Genomic DNA, 19,843 nt, shown 5'->3' with positions numbered 1-19,843 from the left:
GAATAAAGAATGATAAAATATTCAAATCATGGGAAATCAAGTTAAAAAAGTAGTGTTGGTAGTGGCTATACTATCAACGATTAGTGCAGTTGCACAAGGAAACGGAACAGCAGGAATCACGGAAGCGACGCAAATGGTCACCTCTTATTTTGATCCTGCTACCCAACTTATTTATGCTATTGGAGCAGTTGTGGGGCTCATTGGTGGGGTGAAGGTGTATAACAAGTTTAGTAGCGGTGATCCAGACACGAGCAAGACGGCGGCGAGTTGGTTTGGAGCTTGTATCTTTTTGATTGTAGCGGCAACTGTTTTACGTTCGTTCTTCCTTTAGTATTTGCGGTATGAATACGTATAACATTAATAAAGGCATCGGAAGAACGGTGGAGTTCAAAGGACTGAAAGCGCAGTACTTATTCATTTTTGCAGGTGGTTTGCTCGGGATGCTTATCCTGATAATGATCTTGTACATGGCTGGAGTCAATTCTTATCTGTGTCTGTTTATAGGAATCGGTGGGGGATCGCTAATAGTATGGCAAACTTTTTCATTGAACAAAAAGTACGGCGAACATGGTTTGATGAAAGTGGGAGCGAACAAAAGACATCCACGATATATCATCTGTCGTAAGCCTGTGTATCGCTATTTTCAGTTGAATTCCAAAATGTATAAGCTATGAGAAATAAATCTAAAGCGACAACACTGGAAAGTAAGTTTCCGTTGCTGGCAGTAGAAAATAATTGTATTATTTCCAAGGATGCTGATATCACCGCTTGCTTTCGAGTACAACTACCAGAGCTTTTTACAGTAGCCTCTGCGGAATATGAAGCCATTCATTCCGCTTGGCATAAGGCTATAAAAACCTTGCCTGATTATACGGTGGTGCACAAACAGGATTGGTACATTAAGGAAAAATATGCTCCTGATATTGCCAAAGAAGATTTGAGTTTTTTGGCAAAGTCCTACCAGCAACATTTTAATGAGCGTCCGTTTCTCAATCATTATTGCTATCTGTTCTTAACTAAAACGTCCAAAGAGCGTATGCGAATGCAGAGTAATTTTTCTTCGCTTTGCAAAGGAGTGCTCATCCCAAAAGAGCTGAGAGATAAGGAAATCCTTTCTCGCTTTATGGAATCGGTGGCGCAATTTGAGCGAATTGTGAACGATTCCGATTTTATAAAATTAGAACGATTAAGCGAGGATGATATCATAGGAACAGCTAGTAAACAGGGATTATTGGAACAATACCTAAGCCTTTCAAGAGAGGAGGGAACACCAATGCAGGATATTGCTTTGGGCGGAGAAGAAGTTCGCATAGGAAACAAAAGGCTTTGTCTGCATACGTTGTCCGATACCGATGATTTGCCTAGTTCAGTAGCAGCAGAAACCCGTTATGAGAAATTGTCCACCGATAGAAGTGATTGTTTGTTGTCTTTTGCTGCGCCAGTTGGATTGTTGTTAAGCTGCAATCACATCTACAACCAGTATCTTTTCTTGGATAACAGTGAAGACAACCTGCGCAAGTTCGAAAAATCAGCAAGAAACATGCATTCCTTAGCTCGTTATAGCCGAGCCAATCAAATCAATAAGGAGTGGATCGAACGCTATTTGAATGAAGCACATTCTTTTGGACATGCTTCCATTCGAGCGCACTTCAATGTAATGGCATGGTCAGATAATCCTGTTGAATTAAAACAACTAAAGAACGACACCGGCAGTGCTTTGGCATTGATGGAATGTAAACCAAGGCACAACACTACAGATGTTGCGACGCTCTATTGGGCAGGAATGCCAGGCAATGCAGGAGATTTTCCGAGTGAAGAAAGCTTTTACACTTTTATAGAACCTGCGCTTTGTTTTTTCACTGAAGAAACCAATTATAAAAGTTCGTCTTCGCCTTTCGGAATCAAGATGGCTGACCGATTGACTGGAAAACCTATTCATTTGGATATTTCTGATTTGCCCATGAAGCGCGGTATTATTACGAATAGAAATAAGTTCATATTGGGGCCATCAGGCTCAGGGAAGTCCTTCTTTACCAATCATATGGTGAGGCAATATTATGAACAAGGCGCGCATGTGCTGTTAGTGGATACTGGTAATTCGTATCAAGGATTGTGTGAATTAATCAAAGGGAAAACCAAAGGAGAAGATGGCGTTTATTTCACCTATACCGAAGACAACCCGATAGCCTTTAATCCTTTCTACACCGATGATGGTGTATTCGATATTGAAAAAAGAGAAAGTGTTAAGACTTTAATTTTAACCTTATGGAAAAGGGATGATGAACCACCAACACGGTCCGAAGAAGTGGCACTTTCAAATGCAGTGAGTGGTTACATTGAACGAATCAAGCAGACTGATGAATTTCCCTCCTTCAATGGGTTTTATGAATTTGTACAAGGAGATTATAGACAAGTATTAGAAGATAAAAAGGTACGAGAAAAAGACTTTGATATTGCCAACTTCTTAAATGTGTTAGAACCTTACTACAAAGGAGGTGAGTACGATTATCTATTGAATTCCGAAAAGCAACTGGATTTACTTTCTAAACGATTTATTGTTTTCGAAATCGATGCTATTAAGGATCATAAAATCCTTTTTCCAATTGTGACCATCATCATTATGGAGGTTTTTATCAATAAGATGCGTCGTTTGAAAGGAGTACGAAAACTAATCCTGATTGAAGAAGCTTGGAAAGCTATTGCAAAAGAAGGGATGGCAGAGTACATCAAATACCTTTTTAAAACGGTCCGAAAGTTTTTTGGAGAAGCCATTGTTGTAACACAAGAAGTTGATGATATCATCCAATCTCCCATTGTGAAAGAAAGTATTATTAATAATTCGGATTGTAAAATACTGCTGGATCAAAGGAAGTACATGAACAAATTTGATGATATCCAGGCCATGCTTGGTTTGACTGAAAAAGAAAAAGCGCAAGTACTTTCCATCAACATGAACAATGATTCCAAGCGACTTTACAAAGAAGTTTGGATTGGACTAGGAGGAACGCATTCGGCAGTATATGCTACAGAAGTTAGTTTCGAGGAATATTTAGCCTATACCACTGAAGAAACAGAAAAGTTGGAAGTCATGCAACTTGCTGAACAATTAGATGGAAATGTAGAAAAGGCTATCAAAAGGATTGCCCTTGAGAAAAGGGAAAAAGAAAACAATTAGTAAACATTTTAAAAACGAATAGAAATGAAAAATTTAAAAATTATGGTATGCATGGTGATTGTATTCGCTTTCATGCCGAATGCTAAAGCACAATGGGTGGTAACTGATCCAACAAATTTGGCATCAGGTATTCTTAATAGCGCCAATGAAATTATACAGACTTCATCTACGGTATCCAATGTTATTAAAAATTTCAAGGAAGTAGAAAAGGTATACAAACAGGGCAAAGAATATTATGATAAATTACAGGCTGTAAATAGTTTGGTAAAAGATGCTCGAAAAGTGCAACAGACTGTTTTACTTGTTGGTGATGTTTCTGAAATGTATGTAAACAATTTCGGGAAAATGTTGAACGATCCCAATTTCAATGAGCAGGAATTAACAGCTATTGCGAATGGGTATTCCATCCTGCTAACCGAAAGCACAGAACTATTGAAAGAGCTAAAACAAATTGTAAACTCTTCCAGTTTGTCGCTCAATGATAAAGAACGAATGGACATTATTGAACAGGTGTATGTAAAAGTAAAAGAGTACCACAATTTGGTTCGCTACTTCACGAATAAAAATATTTCGGTTAGTTACCTGCGAGCCAAAAAAGCCAATAATAGTCAAAGAGTATTGGATCTTTACGGAACCGCTAACCAGAAATACTGGTAATCATGGAATTCAGTAACCTTCATGAAGTACTACGTTCGCTCTATGATGAGATGATGCCTTTATCAGCAGATATGGCAGCGGTTGCTAAGGGTTTGGCTGGACTGGGTGCATTGTTTTATGTTGCATTAAAAGTCTGGCAAGCGCTAAGTAGTGCCGAACCGATAGACGTCTTCCCCTTACTAAGGCCTTTTGCTTTAGGTATCTGTATTACATTTTTCCCAACGATTGTTTTAGGAACTCTTAACGGTGTATTGAGTCCAGTGGTGCAAGGAACGCATAGCATATTAAAAAGTCAAGTTTTAGATTTGAATGCTTTACAACAGCAAAAAGACCTACTAGAGAGAGAAGCGATGCTTCGTAATCCTGAAACAGCCTATTTAGCATCGGATGAAGAATTTGATAAAAAGTTAGATGAACTCGGATGGACACCTTCCGACTTGGTCACCATGTCAAGCATGTACGCGGAAAGGCAGATCTACAGTCTAAAGAAAATGTTTCGAGATGGATTTCGTGAATTTGTAGAAGTTATTTTTCAAGCGGCTGCATTAGTCATAGATACGATACGAACCTTCTTCTTAATAGTGCTTTCAATATTGTGGGCCCTATAGCATTTGCGATTTCAGTCTGGGATGGATTTCAGTCTACTTTAACGCAATGGCTGACTCGGTACATTAGTGTGTATCTCTGGTTACCCGTTTCAGATCTTTTTAGTGCGATGTTGTCCAAGATCCAATCCTTAATACTCCAAAAGGATATCGACAGTTTAACTGATCCCAATTTTATTCCCGATTCATCGAGTACTGTTTATATCATATTTATGATTATTGGCATCATAGGGTATTTTACCATACCTACGGTGACTGGATGGATTATTCAGGCTGGTGGTGCAGGGAATTTTGTTCGTAATATAAATCAAACAACCACAAAAACTGGGAATACTGTGGGAGCTGGTACAAGCTCTGTTGCTAGATATATTGGTGGAAAATTAATGAAAAAATAATTAAATTAAAGTAAAATGGAATTTAAAACTTTAAGAAACATCGAAAACAGTTTTAGTCAAATTAGGCTTTATGCTCTTGTATTTGCAGTACTGTGTGTGGGTATATCGGGTTATGCTGTTTGGGAATCGTACCGTTTCGCTGAATTACAACGTCAGAAAGTCTATGTATTAGACAATGGCAAATCGCTGATGTTGGCTCTTGCTCAGGATGCTTCTATCAGTAGGCCCGTAGAGGCGCGTGAGCATGTACGTCGATTTCACGAGCTTTTCTTTACACTAGCTCCGGATAAAAATGCCATTGAGAACAATATGAAAAGAGCATTTAATCTTGCTGATAAAAGTGCTTTTGATTATTACAAAGACTTAGCAGAAAAAGGATATTACAATAGGATCATTTCGGGAAATGTCCAACAGCGACTTGAAGTGGATAGTGTGGTATGTGATTTTGAAACCTATCCTTATGCTGTGAAAACGTACTCTAAGCAGTTCATCATTCGATCCAGTAATGTAACAAAAAGGAATCTTGTCACTTCTTGCTACCTAGTGAATTCCGTTCGTTCAGATAACAATCCACAAGGATTCAATATGGAGAAGTTTACGGTTTTGGAAAATAAAGACCTAGAAATTATAGAACGCTAAAAATTGTAACGATGAAACAGATTCGAACAAATATTGATCTATGGATCAATGAAGTTGAGGTGAAATGGAGGATGCTTCCATTACAAGTCCAGTATACATACATCATGGTTTGTTTTACCGCCTATCTAATAATCAGCATAGTTGGTATTCTTATCAGTTTGTTTTAATTCCTGTAGTGAGCAATCGCTAGAGGGATCATTAGTCCTAATTATAAAAAAGAAAAGACATGAAAGAAAATGAAAACAAGAAAAATGCGGTCTATGTTACAGATGGCAGTATAAATACAGCTTCTGATGGACTGGAAGTGAGTAGGGAGGGTAAAGCCGAAAAAATTAAAAAGGCAATAATCTTATCATTGATGGCGATCGTATTTTTGGGCTGCTTGTATTTGATCTTTAAACCAGTAGAAAATGTAAAAAATATTGAGATTATGGCGCTTAATGATTCTGTTCCTCAAGCGACAACTATTGATTTAGAGAATGACAAACAAAAAGCCTATGAACAGGAATTAGTAGAACAGAAAAATCTAGAAAAACAAAATGCCTTGACATCGCTATCTGATTACTGGAATGAAGGGAGTACAGCAGAATCGTTGCAAGATGTTCCTGAAAATGAAGCGAATACTAACGCTTCATTAAGTAGTTATCGTAATGCACAAAGCACATTGGGAAGTTTTTACAATAATGATAATTCTGAAACACAGGAATTACGCAAACAATTGGAGGAACTAAAAAAAGAACTGGCAAAAAAGGAAGAACCACCAACTAGTATTGTTGAGAATCAATTGGAGTTAATGGAGAAATCGTATCAGATGGCGGCTAAATATTTACCTATCAATTCAGCTTCGAATGAAAACAAGGCAACTGTTACTTCTTCACCACCTAAAGAAGTCTTTGTTTCCATAATTCCAGAAAGGCACAATGTCGTTTCTAACCTTAAGCAAAGCGTTGAGGAGCACCTCGAAGTAGCGGTTAGCAATAGTACATTCACCAGTACTGATCAGCAACAGCAAACAAAGAATAGTATTCGTGCAGTTGTTCAAGAAACACAACTCGTCTCCGAAGAAACCAGTGTTAGCCTCCGTTTATTGGAACCCGCAAGAATACAGAACAAAACGATCCCAATCGGCACTGTAGTAACTGCAAATTCGAAGTTTCAGCAAGGTAGGCTACAACTAAAAATTAGCTCCATTGAGTTGGAGGGAAATATTCTCCCGATTGAGCTCACTATTTATGGTTTGGACGGGCAACAAGGATTGGCAGTGCCATATTCTCCAGAACGTACCGCTATGACCGACATGGCAGCCAATATGGGACAAACTTCTGGTAGTAGTATAATGTTGTCAACTTCTGCAGGACAACAGATCGCAGGGGATCTAAGCCGAGGATTAGTCCAAGGTGTTTCAAATTATTTCTCAAAAAAAATTAAGACTCCAAAAGTTACCCTAAAAGCAGGACTGCAAGTACTGTTAGTCTCAAAAAAATAATTGTTCAAAAAATAAATGGTATAAAATGAAAACAGCTGTAAAAAATACTTTGATGATACTAATTTTAATGTTAGGATACACATCAATTACGCACGGGCAGGAGGCCTTGTGCACGAATGCAAAGAAAAACCTATCTATAATAGAACCATACAGTATAGAAGTAACATTCGATAAAACTTCACATCTATTATTTCCTTCTGTTATACGTTACGTAGATTTAGGTAGTACTAACTTGGTTGCGAGTAAGGCTGATGATGCTGGTAATGTTTTACGAGTTAAGGCTTCTGTTCGCGATTTTGAAGAAGAAACCAATTTTTCAGTAATTACAGAAGACGGAACTTTCTATAGTTTTAATGTCTCCTACAATTCATGTCCTAGGGTTACTAATTACAGTTTAACTAAAACCCTCAAAAGTGATCGTGAATGGAATTCGAAACCAATTTTGTTTAAAGAACTTGGAACGAATTCGCCCAACATGGTCGACGAATTAATGGAGGAGATTTATAAGCAAGACAAGCACTTTATAAAACAAATTGGCACCAGAAAATTTGGAATAGAATTTCTATTGAAAGGTATTCATATTAATGATGACAAATTTTATTTTTATACACAAATTAGGAATTCAAGCTTCGTTTCATTTCCAATTGATTTCATCAATTTTAAAGTGATAGATAAAAAGAAAGCGAAACGCACGGTTGTACAAGAAGTAATTAAACATCCAATACGAGTTTATAAATCTATCGATGAGGTACAAGGAAAAACGGTTTCCAGAAATGTTTTTGTTTTGGATCAATTTACGATCGCTGATGACAAAGTACTTCGCATAGAACTCCATGAAAAAAATGGTAGCCGATTACAGATATTAGAAATTAAGAACTCAGATTTACTTAAATCTAAACTAATCCAGCAGGAGGATGTTAGGAAAGATAAAGAGAGATACATCGAAAGAGATGTCAAATAAAAAAACTGTAGAGGATCAAAACGGTTTGATGAAGTGATTGTTTTACTATTTATAGTTTAACAATCACTTTCATTTTAGTTGATTAAAAATTTAATTTAACTACTTAAAAATGAGTCGTTTATTTTTTAAATATTAGTTTTTTTGTACATTTATATTGTTGAATTTTTAAATATTTGCATATGAATCCTGCATTGTTTTTAAGTATAGTTTCTCTCTTTATAGGTTTAAGCCTTCGGTACTGGATCAACAGACGAAAGTTTTACAGAAGAGGACCAATGGGAGTGGAAGGGTTTTTGAGTTATGAAAAAGCAGTAGTAATAACATTCTTTGAAAGAGTCACCAAATGGATTTCTATTGGATTTATTATTTTTGGACTGCTTATGTTATGGAGTTATTCAAAAAATAATAAGGATAGAAAAGAGCAAACTGAAAAAAAAGGTAAAATCATAAATTCAGTACGATAAATTGTTTTGATCCAGACACTCTATTGCTTCACTATTATTTTTTATTGTAATTAAATAATAACTAGTTTTACATAAATAAAATTGCACATCTTTTGAAAAATATTTTAATAATTGATGACGAAGAAAAACTTCGTGGTTTACTCGCAAGGATAATAAAATCAGAGGGATTTGAAGTAGTTGAAGCTCCGGATTTGAAGTTGGGATTCAAAAAATTAGAGCAGAATGATATTGATGTTGTGCTATGTGATGTCAAACTTCCTGACGGTAATGGAGTAGATTTTCTTCAAAAGATAAAAACTAATTTCCCATTAACAGAAGTGATTTTGCTAACCGCTTATGGAAACATATCTGACGGCGTTCAAGCAATGAAAAATGGCGCTTTTGATTATATTGTCAAAGGGGATGACAATGATAAAATCATTCCGCTTTTATACAAGGCTTTAGAAAAAGTCCAACTTCAGAAGAAAGTGAAGCAGTTGGAAAAGCGCATTATGAATAAATATTCTTTTGACGCTATCATAGGAAAGTCTAAAGCATTGTTACAAGTTATTGAATTGGCAAAAAAAGTCGCCATAACTGATTCCACCGTTTTATTAACTGGAGAGACAGGAACGGGTAAAGAAGTTTTTGCTCAAGCCATTCATGAAAATAGTACTCGCGTAGGAAAATCATTTGTGGCTCTGAACTGCAGTACTTTTAGTAAAGAATTATTAGAAAGCGAACTCTTTGGTCACCGTCAAGGTGCTTTTACAGGAGCTGTAAAAGACAAAAAGGGTTTTATTGAAGAAGCAAATGGTGGTACTTTATTCTTGGACGAGATAGGAGAAATGCCTCTTGATTTGCAAGCAAAATTACTAAGAGTATTAGAAACCAATGAATATATCACCGTTGGTGATAGTACCCCTAAAAAATCCAATTTTAGATTAATTGCAGCTACTAATCGGAATTTAAAAACCGAAAGTGAGGCTCATCGTTTCCGTTCTGATTTATATTATAGGTTGAATATTTTCGAAATAAATTTGCCGCCTTTGCGTGCGCGTGTCAAGGACATAGGTGCTCTTACTAGTTTTTTTGTTGAAAAATTTTCAGTTGCAACAAATAAGAAGGCACTAGAAATTGAGGACGATTTTTTGGAGTACTTAGAAAAATACTCTTGGTCAGGAAATGTGCGTGAGCTTAAAAACGTAATTGAAAGAGCAGTGATTTTAGCTTCTTCGAATTCTTTAACTGCAGCCGATTTACCCTATGAAATTGTAAATTATAAAGAGAATAGTGGTGATAATATACTATCCGCTTTTGCTATCAATAGCATGGAAAAACTACACATCCAAAAAGTTTTAAATTACACAAATGGCAATAAAGCAGAAGCTGCAAGGTTGTTAGAAATTGGAATTGCTACTTTGTATCGAAAGGTAGAAGAGTATAGAATTTAATAAAACCTATCATTTTAATAAAAAGCCTATCATTTTGATAGGCTTTTTTTGTGCTCTAAAATTACGTTTGTGTGTTAATATGTTGATATGTAGTTGATTAATTAGTTTGTTCCTTTTTTGGAATGTCTTTTGGCATTGCACTAGAAAATAAATAACATTCAAATGAAAAATCAAATTACTAATGTATTCAAAAATGCAGAACGATTTGCTGAGATTACTAAAAAAGCACTAATCGCTGGCAATGTACTAAGGGCCAAAAAATGCCTCAATATAGCTGAAAAACTATTTGTTACAGGTAGCACAGAAACAAGAGGTATTATTGCCAATGTGTATCTCTATTCTATTGCTTCCTTCTTAAAAGTGAAGCATTGCACCATTTCAAATTTATTTCCCGAAGTATTGAAAACAGAATATGCAAAACAAATTCACCAACCAAAATACAATTAAATTATTATGACTGAAACAATTTTATTGCTCGGACTATCCATTTTATTATTTGGCATTTGTTTTTTAATCATTGACTTTTTTGAAAAAATCTAAAATTATGATCGCACTTTTTATTGTCGCAATAGCCGTTTTTGGCTATATGGTTTACGTATTACTTAAGCCAGAAAAATTCTAAAATGATCAAGGTAAAAAATAGGCAAGTGCTGATAATTGTATCATAGTGGATTTTCGCAATTATAGTTTTAGTTCTTACCTCTTTAAAAACCAAAATTTATTTAACCCTTAATACATAAAAATGAATACAGAAATATTTGGAATTATAGCGATGTTTTTGCTCACATTAGCACTCGCTATTCCATTAGGAAAATATATTTCCAAGGTTTACGGACTCGAGAAAACGTGGCTGGATTTTATATTCAATCCGGTTGAAAAAGTGCTTTTCAAATTGAGTGGTGTTAATCCCGAGCAAGAAATGAACTGGAAACAGCACATGAAAGCTTTACTAACGATTAATGTAGTATGGTTTTTTATAGGAATGATCATCATGATGACCATGGGAAGTTTACCCATGAATCCAGATGGAAATCCAAGTATGTCCGCCGATTTAGCTTTCAACACCGTGATTTCTTTTGTAGTGAATTGTAACCTGCAGCATTATTCAGGTGAAACAGGACTTAGTTATCTAGGACAGTTCTATCTAATGTTTTTACAGTTTGTAAGTGCCGCGACGGGAATGGCCGCTGCAGTAGTAGTTTTTAGAGCATTTCGAGATAAAACCACTACTGAATTAGGTAATTTTTATACGTATTTCATGAAATCATGTACACGTATCTTACTTCCGATTTCATTTGTAGTGGCAATTTTACTAGCTTTTCAAGGAACTCCAATGACTTTTGAGGGAAAAGATACTGTAACTACTTTACAAGGCAGTTCACAAGATGTTTCTCGTGGTCCTGCTGCTGCTTTTGTAGCGATAAAACATGTAGGTACGAATGGAGGCGGATTTTTTGGAACCAATTCTGCACATCCTTTTGAAAATCCAACGTACTTCTCCAATATGGTCGAAATGATTGCTCAAATGTTGATTCCATTCGCAATGATATTCGCTTTCGGATATTTCATTAAAAGGAAGAAATTCTCGTGGATGATTTTTGGCGTGATGACTGTTGGATTTTTGGCATTAACGATTCCCAATGTTATCGCAGAGATGCAAGGAAATCCTATGATTCAAAAAATGGGAATTGATACCTCTCTGGGTGCTATGGAAGGAAAAGAATCAAGAATTGGTGCAGCAGCAACAGGATACTGGAGTATTGCAACTACAGTAATTTCAACAGGTTCGGTAAATTCAATGCACGACAGCACGATGCCTCTTTCAGGTATGAATGAATTACTAGCAATGATGATCAATAGCTTTTATGGTGGAGTGGGAGTCGGAATTTTGAACTTCTTTATTTTCATCATTTTGGCGGTTTTTATTAGTGGATTAATGGTTGGAAGGACACCTGAATTTTTCGGGAAGAAGGTCGAAGCTAGAGAAATGAAGATAGCGATGATTATTGCTTTGATTCACCCATTCTTAATATTAGTGGGTACTGCAATAACGGCTGCTATGCCTCAATATGGCACAGCAACATTAAATAATCCTGGATTTCATGGACTTAGTGAAATGTTATATGAATTCACATCTGCGTCCGCAAATAACGGAAGTGGGTTTGAAGGTTTAGGAGACAATACTTTTTGGTGGAATGTTTCTACAGGAATTGTACTGCTTCTTGCACGTTTTCTGCCAATCATAGGGCCTGTAGCCATTGCTGGACTCTTAGCACAAAAGAAATACATACCTGAAAACGATGGAACCCTCAAGACAGATACGGCTACATTTGGGTTAGTGACCTTAACTGTTATTGTAATTATAGCCGCCTTAGCTTTCTTTCCTGTATTAGCATTAGGGCCAATCGCTGAATATTTTACTATCTACTAAAAAGAATTTAAAAATGAATAAAGATCAATCATTGTTTCAAAAGGAGATTGTGCAACAAGCATTAGTGCAGTCTTTTGTGAAATTGAATCCGAAGTTACTATTTAAAAATCCTGTAATGTTTACGGTAGAAATCGGGACAATCGTTATGCTATTTGTCTCTATTTGGACATTAACGGGTGAAACATCGCAAGGTAGTTTTGGGTATAATTTTGTTGTATTCCTAGTGCTTTTATTTACACTGTTGTTTGCCAATTTTGCAGAAGCAATTGCCGAAGCACGAGGAAAAGCTCAAGCTGACAGTTTACGAAAAACAAGAGAAGAAACACCAGCGACCTTACAAAGTGGAGAAAAGATTTCTTCATCGCAACTGAAAAAAGGAGATTTGTTTGTTTGTGAAGCGGGTGATACCATTCCAACGGATGGGGAAATCATAGAAGGTCTCGCAACAATAGATGAAAGTGCTATAACAGGCGAATCGGCACCAGTCATCCGCGAGTCAGGCGGAGATAAAAGTTCAGTTACTGGTGGTACGAAAGTATTGTCAGACCGCATCGTTGTGGAAGTGACCAATGAGCCAGGGGAGAGTTTCTTAGACAAAATGATTGCTTTGGTAGAAGGTGCCTCACGACAAAAAACTCCAAACGAAATTGCCTTAACGATATTGCTTGCAGGATTTACGTTAGTATTTATAATCGTTTGTATAACGCTAAAACCATTTGCTGATTATTCGAATGTAAATATTACGATAGCTTCATTTATCGCATTATTTGTTTGCCTGATACCAACCACCATTGGAGGGTTATTATCTGCGATTGGAATAGCAGGTATGGACAGAGCCTTAAGAGCCAATGTAATTACCAAAAGCGGTAGAGCGGTGGAGACTGCAGGAGATATTGATGTATTGTTACTGGATAAAACAGGAACAATCACCATTGGTAACAGGAAAGCAACTCAGTTCTATGCTGCTCCAGGTATTTCACAAGATCAATTGGTTAAAGCAGCCGTTTTAAGTTCCATGTCGGATGATACTCCTGAAGGAAAATCAATTGTAGAATTAGCACAAATAGATCCTTTAACGCTGCAAGTGAATAATGCACAATTTATCAAGTTTACAGCGGAGACGAGAAGTTCAGGAATCAATTTTGACGGAACTCGAATCAGAAAGGGTGCAACTGATGCTATAAAAAGTATAGTCATAAATGCTGGAAATCCTTTTCCAACCGAGCTTTTAGATCAAGTAAAAATAATTGCTGAAAACGGAGGTACCCCTTTAGTAGTTTCTGAAAATGAAGTGGCACTTGGAGTGATTGAATTGCAAGATATTATCAAAACGGGAATGTTTGAACGATTTGAACGCCTTCGTAAAATGGGTATAAAAACGGTCATGGTGACGGGAGATAATCCTTTGACTGCAAAATTCATAGCCGAAAAAGCAGGGGTTGATGACTTTATTGCCGAAGCCAAACCAGAAGATAAGATGAACTACATCATACAGGAACAATTAGCAGGAAGATTAGTTGCCATGATGGGAGATGGTACAAATGATGCACCGGCTTTAGCTCAGGCAGATGTTGGTGTTGCTATGAACAGTGGAACGCAAGCAGCAAAGGAAGCAGGAAATATGGTTGATTTAGACAATGACCCAACCAAGTTAATTGAGATTGTCGAAATTGGGAAACAGTTATTAATGACCCGCGGTACGCTTACTACTTTTAGTATTGCTAATGATGTTGCCAAATATTTTGCCATCATTCCAGCATTATTCATTACTGCAATTCCAGCGCTTCAAGGATTAAATATTATGCATTTACACAGTCCTGAAAGTGCCATACTTTCGGCAGTAATTTTCAATGCCATCATTATTCCGTTCTTGATTCCGTTAGCGTTAAAAGGAGTGAGCTACAAACCAATAGGCGCAAGTGCTTTGTTGAGAAGAAATCTGTTACTTTTTGGTGTAGGAGGAATTATTGTACCGTTCATAGGTATCAAATTGATTGACATTGTTGTTGCATTATTCATTTAAAAAAATAGAAATTATGAAAAATAATTTAATAATCGGAATCAGAATGACTGTTGTCCTGCTTGTACTTTTTATGGTAATTTATCCCTTATCGGTTTGGGCAGTTGCTCAATTAGCACCCAATAATGGTAAAGGTGAAGTGGTAGTATACAAACAAAACATAGGATACTCCAACATTGGTCAAAATTTTACGGCTGACAAATACTTTTGGGGAAGACCATCTGCTGTAGATTATAACGCCGCTGGCTCAGGAGCTAGTAATAAAGGAGCTTCTAACGAAGAATATTTAGCTGTAGTTCAAGGTCGTATTGATACTTTTTTATTAAAGAATCCTACGGTGAAAAAATTAGATATTCCAATTGATTTAGTGACCGCTAGTGCAAGCGGATTAGATCCTAACATATCTGTTGCAAGTGCTAAAGTGCAGATTACAAGAGTTCAAAAAACGAGGAAAATTAGTAGCGAAAAATTAAATTCTTTAATAGATGCAAATATAGAGCATCCCTTTTTAGGCATTTTTGGACCTACAAAAGTGAATGTTTTAAAACTAAATATTGCGCTTGATCAACTGAATTAAAATATAGAAAAATCAGGGAGATGAAACGCTATCTCCCTTTTTTTTAATCAAATAAATAAATTGTAATGAATACTAAAATAGTTACTGTCACCTTATCACTTGTTTTATCGAGTGCTGCTTTTGCGCAAGAAGAGAAAAAAAATCCGCTGACATTTTCGGGATATGTTGAAACCTACTTTCAATACGATGTCAATAATCCTGAAACGAATACACGTCCAGCCTTTATTTACAGTCACAATCGAAACAATGAGGTCAATTTAAATCTGGGTTTACTAAAAGCCACTTATGATACCGAATTAGTTCGCGCTAATTTGGCTTTAGGAGCTGGTTCTTTTATGAACGCAAATTATTCCGCTGAGCCTGGAGTTTTAAAAAATGTTTATGAAGCAAACGTAGGATTCAAAGTTATAAAAAGTCAAAATTTATGGATTACCGCTGGGATTTTACCTTCACATATCGGTTTTGAAAGTGCTGTTGGCTTAGACTGCATTACCTTAACTAGAAGTATAATGGCTGAGAATTCTCCCTATTTTGAGGCTGGAGCCAAAATCACTTATGTTTCTCCAAGTGGCCAATGGGAATTCTCCGGATTGTATTTAAATGGTTGGCAAAGAATTCAGCGCGTGGATGGAAATACTACTCCTGCTTATGGGCATCAACTAATTTACAAGCCAACAAACAAAATAACCTTGAACAGCAGTTCTTTTATTGGAAACGATAAACCAGATGATGTACGTCAAAGGCGTTATTTTCATGATTTTTACGGACAATTTGAGCTAACAAGTAAAGTGAAATTGATGGCAGGATTCGATTTAGGTTGGGAAGAGAGTAGCTCTCAAGGCGATCAATACAACAAATGGTATGGAGCTTCAGCAATGACACAAATTGCGGTAACTTATAAATTAAATTTGGCAGTAAGAGCAGAATATTATCAAGATAAAAAAGGAGTAATTATCGTAACAGGAACTCCAGATGGGTTTGAAACCTATGGTGCATCCGTAAATTCAGATTATAGAATAGGTTCAAATTTAGTTTGGAGAGTAGAAGTGAAGAATTACTCTAGCAAAGACGCTATTTATGTTAAACGAGGGGGAGGAGCTGCTAATGAAAGTTTGGTTCTGTCAACATCCTTAGCGGTAAAATTTTAAAACTTGATAATAGCCTTTACTTAATAAAAATGTGTCTACAATCCATTGCAAGAGACTTAAAAAAAGAGTCTAAAGGGTAATGAGACTGTAATATTGTCTTAACCTTAATAATTATGATGAAAACAATAATTTTAAAACGAAGTAATATATTTTTGAGTATTCTATTTTTTGGATTAGCAAGTTTAGTCCTATTTGTGGGATGCCAGAAAAGCAATTCAGATCAATTAATACCAGAGCCTAGCTCTATTTATAGACTTGAAGTTACTACTCCCACAATAGACAAGCAATATAGTGATGATGTATATTTTTGGAGTACAACTTTGGATGAAGAGTTTGACGAAGTAGCGCCATTAGATAGCAGTAAACTAACAAAGCCTTGCGAATTGTTTTATCCCACTGCAGTAACAGAAAAACTCGTTTCTGAAAAAAAAATAAGGGTGCACAGAAAAGGAAAATCACAATCTATCCTGAACGAATCTAAGTTTATGAGTCCAAACATTACTATAGATTGTGCCAAAAAGCAAGTGTCACGAATCGCAAAAGCTAGAAAGATTTCGACAAAAATTATAGATTCTATCATTGTAGACCATACCGAAAAAAGATTAATAACATGTCTAGGGCCTAAAACTATTAACATTGTGATGCTGAATTCCGAGTTAGACAGGATAACAAAATAAAAGCAGTAGGTCTATTTCTAAATCATTAAGTAATCTAAATCTTTGTTAAAGGGAAGTGTACAATCGAGAAAAGGCCATTCATTACTGAAATATAAAAAGGGTAGACGGCAAATCATTTGAAGCATCAAAGCGAATATGGAACAAGAAAGGGAAAATAATGCACAACATTTTTTGGATTTGATTCAAAAATCCAGGAAAGGAAAGTTTAAAATCTATATTGGTATGAGTGCTGGAGTAGGCAAAACATATCGAATGCTACAAGAAGCTCATACTTTATTAAAAAAAGGGATTGATGTTAAAATAGGTTATATAGAGACACATGCTAGAAAAGAAACTCAGGAATTAATAACTGGTTTGCCTATAATACCAAGGCGAACAATTTTCTATAAAGGTAAAGAACTAGAGGAACTAGATGTTCAAGCTATAATTAATCTGAGGCCAGAGGTCGTAATTGTAGATGAACTAGCACACTCTAATATTCAGGGTAGTAAAAATGAAAAACGGTGGCAGGATGTTTTGGAAGTTTTAGAAGCTGGTATTAACGTTATTTCTGCTGTAAATATTCAACATATAGAGAGTTTAAATACGGTGGTAAAGGAAATTACGGGCGTGGAAGTACAAGAGCGCGTACCTGATAATGTTATAAGTATGGCAGATGAAGTAGTCAATATTGATCTAACCGCAGAGGAATTGATAAACAGATTGAAGGAAGGTAAAATTTATGCAGAAGACAAAATACAAATGGCTTTGACTAATTTTTTTAAATCAGATCAGATTCTTCAATTACGTGAATTAGCACTAAAAGAAGTAGCTAGTCAAGTGGTTCGAAAAGTAGAGCATGAAAAGCCTAAAAACACCAATTTTAGACAAGATAAATTATTGGCTTGTATTAGCAGTAATGACAAAACGGCCAAAATTGTGATTAGAAAAACGGCGCGTTTAGCAAGTTATTACAACAGCAAGTGGATGGTTTTGTATGTGCAGACACCGAAAGAGAGTAGTGTTAGAATTCCGCTTGCTAAACAGCGCTATCTCATCAATAATTTAAAATTAGCAACTCAATTAGGCGCCGAAGTAATAAAAAAAGAAAACGGTAAAATTACCGATGCTATTCTCGAAGTAGTAGAGCAAAAACAGATTACAACGGTTTGCATCGGAAAACCACATTTCAATTTATTTAAAGTAATTTTGTCTTCAAGTATATTTAATAAATTATTAAATAAGTTGGCTTCATCAAATGTTGACCTTATAATTTTATCCTAATGAGAATTAAAACTAAATTAAACTTAAGTGTAGGCTTATTATTTTCATTAATAATTTTACTTTCAGTTGTTAGTGTCTATTATATCAATTCGATAAAACAAGATACTCAAAATATCCTTAAAGCCAATTATGATTCTTTAGAGTATTCTAGGAATATGTTAATGGCAATGGAGGACATTGGCGAGAATAATATGGATGCTACTGTGGTTTTTGGTCAAAATTTAGAGTTACAGCTTCTGAATATTACGGAGAAAAACGAAGCGAATATGACCAATAAGCTTAAAATAGCTTTTCAGTCATTAAAAGAAGGCAATGGATCAGTTGGAGCTAAAGCCGAGATGCGTGATGTGATTTTACAGATCATGAAACTCAATACCGATGCAATAAAACTAAAAAGTGATATCGCTCAGAAGACCGCTGAAACAGCAAATTTTTATATCATGATACTGGGAACTTTATGTTTCCTGATAGCCTTTAATCTATTAGTAAATTTACCCAATAATATTGCTAATCCTATTAAGGAGTTAACAACGAGTATTCAAGAAATTGCCAACAAGAACTACTCTGAAAGGGTACATTTTTTACAACACAATGAATTTGGAGACTTGGCTCGTTCCTTCAATGTCATGGCCGAAAAGTTACAGGAATACAACAACAGTAATTTGTATAGTTTATCTTTCGAAAAGAAAAGATTAGAAACATTAATTAATAAAATGCATGATCCTATTATAGGATTAGACACGAGCAATAGTATCTTATTCGTTAATGATGAAGCTCTGACTATATTTGGTTTAAAGCAAAGTGATGTTGTAGGCAAAAATGTAGCCGCTTTGGCTGTAAATAATGATTTAATACGATTGCTAATCACCTTAGAAACTAATGAAAAGATATTGCCAATAAAAATATTTGCAGATGATAGAGAAAGCTATTTCGAAAAAGAAGTGGTCGATATTACGATTACGCCAACGGGTGAGGAGAAAGAGATCGCTATTGGAAATGTAATTATCCTGAGAAACGTTACTTTTTTCAAAGAATTAGATTTTGCTAAAACCAACTTTATAGCGACAGTATCACATGAACTAAAAACGCCAATATCCTCTATAAAATTTAGTCTGCAACTGCTAGAAAAAGAAGCCACTGGAGTGATTAATAAGGAACAAAAGCAACTCTTAGACAGTATAAAAGAGGATAGCCAAAGGCTACTTAAATTAACGGGAGAGCTACTTGATATTTCACAATTAGAAACTGGTAAGATAAATTTGAAAATTGAGAAAACAAGTCCTTATTTAATAGTACATCATGCGGTGGAGGCAGTAAAAATGCAAGCAGAAAATAAACAAATTGAAATTGTTATTGATGAGGAAGAAAATCTACCATTTATAACAGCAGATAGTGAAAAAACGGCTTGGGTCTTAATTAATTTTTTAACCAATGCCATTACTTATTCTAATATAGAGAGTGAAATTGTCGTGCAAATAAGTCAATCGGATAGTCAAGTTGTATTTCAAGTTATCGATACGGGAAAAGGAATTGATTCTCGATACAAGTATAAAGTGTTTGATAAGTATTTTCAAATTCCAGGAAGCAGTAAATCTGGAACAGGTTTGGGATTAGCAATAAGTAAAGAATTCATTGAAGCCCAAGGTGGTAAAATAACAGTAGAAAGTGAACTAGGTTTAGGGAGTACATTTAGTATAATGATGAATGTAGATTAGTTATATTAAATCGAATACTATAAGTTGAACTGAAGTAAATAATCAAAGTCAAAAAGATTGTCCTAATACTTTAGGCTTAAATAAAAGTTCAACTAAAATAGATAGGATAATGGATATCCTATAATTTAACGCGAACCTTTTCAGGAAAAATAGAAGGAAGCGTTGCGTACTGATTACTTTTTTCTGAAGTGGTTCAA

Annotated in this window: 18 protein-coding genes and 1 pseudogene; all 19 read left to right on the top strand. The window is 35.6% G+C overall.

Annotated elements, in window-relative coordinates:
* The first annotated feature begins 28 nt into the window (after nucleotides 1-28).
* Nucleotides 29-331, top strand: a complete 303-nt coding sequence (locus H603_RS0102450) for a DUF4134 domain-containing protein (RefSeq protein WP_026707094.1) — start codon at nucleotides 29-31, stop codon at nucleotides 329-331.
* A 10-nt stretch (nucleotides 332-341) separates the two neighbouring features.
* Nucleotides 342-674, top strand: coding sequence for a DUF4133 domain-containing protein (locus H603_RS0102445; protein ID WP_026707093.1), 333 nt, complete (start codon nucleotides 342-344; stop codon nucleotides 672-674).
* Entirely contained in the window at nucleotides 671-3,175 is a 2,505-nt protein-coding gene (locus H603_RS0102440) for a TraG family conjugative transposon ATPase (protein WP_026707092.1), read from the top strand. The genes H603_RS0102445 and H603_RS0102440 overlap by 4 nt, the downstream gene beginning before the upstream one ends.
* Before the next feature lie 24 nt (nucleotides 3,176-3,199).
* Nucleotides 3,200-3,832 carry a DUF4141 domain-containing protein gene (locus tag H603_RS0102435; protein WP_026707091.1) on the top strand — a complete coding sequence of 211 codons (633 nt, stop codon included), beginning with the start codon at nucleotides 3,200-3,202 and terminating at the stop codon, nucleotides 3,830-3,832.
* Nucleotides 3,833-3,834: 2 nt separating this feature from the next.
* A pseudogene (gene traJ, locus H603_RS16290) lies at nucleotides 3,835-4,832 on the top strand (conjugative transposon protein TraJ).
* A gap of 15 nt (nucleotides 4,833-4,847) precedes the next feature.
* Nucleotides 4,848-5,471 carry a conjugative transposon protein TraK gene (gene traK / locus H603_RS0102425; protein ID WP_026707090.1) on the top strand — a complete coding sequence of 208 codons (624 nt, stop codon included), beginning with the start codon at nucleotides 4,848-4,850 and terminating at the stop codon, nucleotides 5,469-5,471.
* 226 nt (nucleotides 5,472-5,697) lie between these two features.
* Nucleotides 5,698-6,957 (top strand): conjugative transposon protein TraM, encoded by a 1,260-nt coding sequence (traM, locus tag H603_RS0102420; protein ID WP_026707089.1) that lies wholly within the window; start codon nucleotides 5,698-5,700, stop codon nucleotides 6,955-6,957.
* A gap of 52 nt (nucleotides 6,958-7,009) precedes the next feature.
* A complete protein-coding gene (traN, locus tag H603_RS16285; protein ID WP_245576076.1) occupies nucleotides 7,010-7,918 on the top strand; it encodes a conjugative transposon protein TraN in 909 nt (302 codons plus the stop codon).
* Between the two features lie 179 nt (nucleotides 7,919-8,097).
* Complete coding sequence (locus tag H603_RS0102410) at nucleotides 8,098-8,382, top strand: molybdenum ABC transporter permease (protein ID WP_026707088.1); 285 nt, start codon at nucleotides 8,098-8,100, stop codon at nucleotides 8,380-8,382.
* A 92-nt stretch (nucleotides 8,383-8,474) separates the two neighbouring features.
* On the top strand, nucleotides 8,475-9,815 hold the full coding sequence (locus H603_RS0102405; protein WP_026707087.1) for a sigma-54-dependent transcriptional regulator: 1,341 nt from the start codon (nucleotides 8,475-8,477) through the stop codon (nucleotides 9,813-9,815).
* A gap of 162 nt (nucleotides 9,816-9,977) precedes the next feature.
* Nucleotides 9,978-10,262, top strand: coding sequence for a DUF7674 family protein (locus H603_RS0102400; protein ID WP_026707086.1), 285 nt, complete (start codon nucleotides 9,978-9,980; stop codon nucleotides 10,260-10,262).
* Between the two features lie 97 nt (nucleotides 10,263-10,359).
* Complete coding sequence (gene kdpF, locus H603_RS17230) at nucleotides 10,360-10,437, top strand: K(+)-transporting ATPase subunit F (protein ID WP_157510391.1); 78 nt, start codon at nucleotides 10,360-10,362, stop codon at nucleotides 10,435-10,437.
* 120 nt (nucleotides 10,438-10,557) lie between these two features.
* Nucleotides 10,558-12,246, top strand: a complete 1,689-nt coding sequence (kdpA, locus tag H603_RS0102395) for a potassium-transporting ATPase subunit KdpA (protein WP_026707085.1) — start codon at nucleotides 10,558-10,560, stop codon at nucleotides 12,244-12,246.
* A gap of 13 nt (nucleotides 12,247-12,259) precedes the next feature.
* Nucleotides 12,260-14,269, top strand: coding sequence for a potassium-transporting ATPase subunit KdpB (kdpB, locus tag H603_RS0102390; protein ID WP_026707084.1), 2,010 nt, complete (start codon nucleotides 12,260-12,262; stop codon nucleotides 14,267-14,269).
* 13 nt (nucleotides 14,270-14,282) lie between these two features.
* Nucleotides 14,283-14,843: a K(+)-transporting ATPase subunit C gene (locus tag H603_RS0102385; protein WP_026707083.1), complete on the top strand. Its 561-nt coding sequence runs from the start codon at nucleotides 14,283-14,285 to the stop codon at nucleotides 14,841-14,843.
* Between the two features lie 65 nt (nucleotides 14,844-14,908).
* The gene (locus H603_RS0102380) at nucleotides 14,909-15,991 is read left to right on the top strand and encodes a porin (protein ID WP_026707082.1); all 1,083 of its coding nucleotides are present in this window, start codon (nucleotides 14,909-14,911) and stop codon (nucleotides 15,989-15,991) included.
* A gap of 113 nt (nucleotides 15,992-16,104) precedes the next feature.
* A complete protein-coding gene (locus tag H603_RS17015) occupies nucleotides 16,105-16,668 on the top strand; it encodes a potassium-transporting ATPase subunit C (RefSeq protein WP_026707081.1) in 564 nt (187 codons plus the stop codon).
* A 135-nt stretch (nucleotides 16,669-16,803) separates the two neighbouring features.
* Entirely contained in the window at nucleotides 16,804-17,931 is a 1,128-nt protein-coding gene (locus H603_RS0102370; RefSeq protein WP_026707080.1) for a histidine kinase, read from the top strand.
* Entirely contained in the window at nucleotides 17,931-19,646 is a 1,716-nt protein-coding gene (locus H603_RS0102365) for a HAMP domain-containing sensor histidine kinase (protein ID WP_026707079.1), read from the top strand. The genes H603_RS0102370 and H603_RS0102365 overlap by 1 nt, the downstream gene beginning before the upstream one ends.
* Nucleotides 19,647-19,843: the final 197 nt, after the last annotated feature.

Origin of the sequence: Flavobacterium frigidarium DSM 17623, assembly GCF_000425505.1 — a bacterium.
Classification (GTDB): Bacteria; Bacteroidota; Bacteroidia; order Flavobacteriales; family Flavobacteriaceae; genus Flavobacterium; species Flavobacterium frigidarium.
Note: the sequence above shows the minus strand (reverse complement) of the source record. Positions and strands in the feature narration are given on the sequence as shown.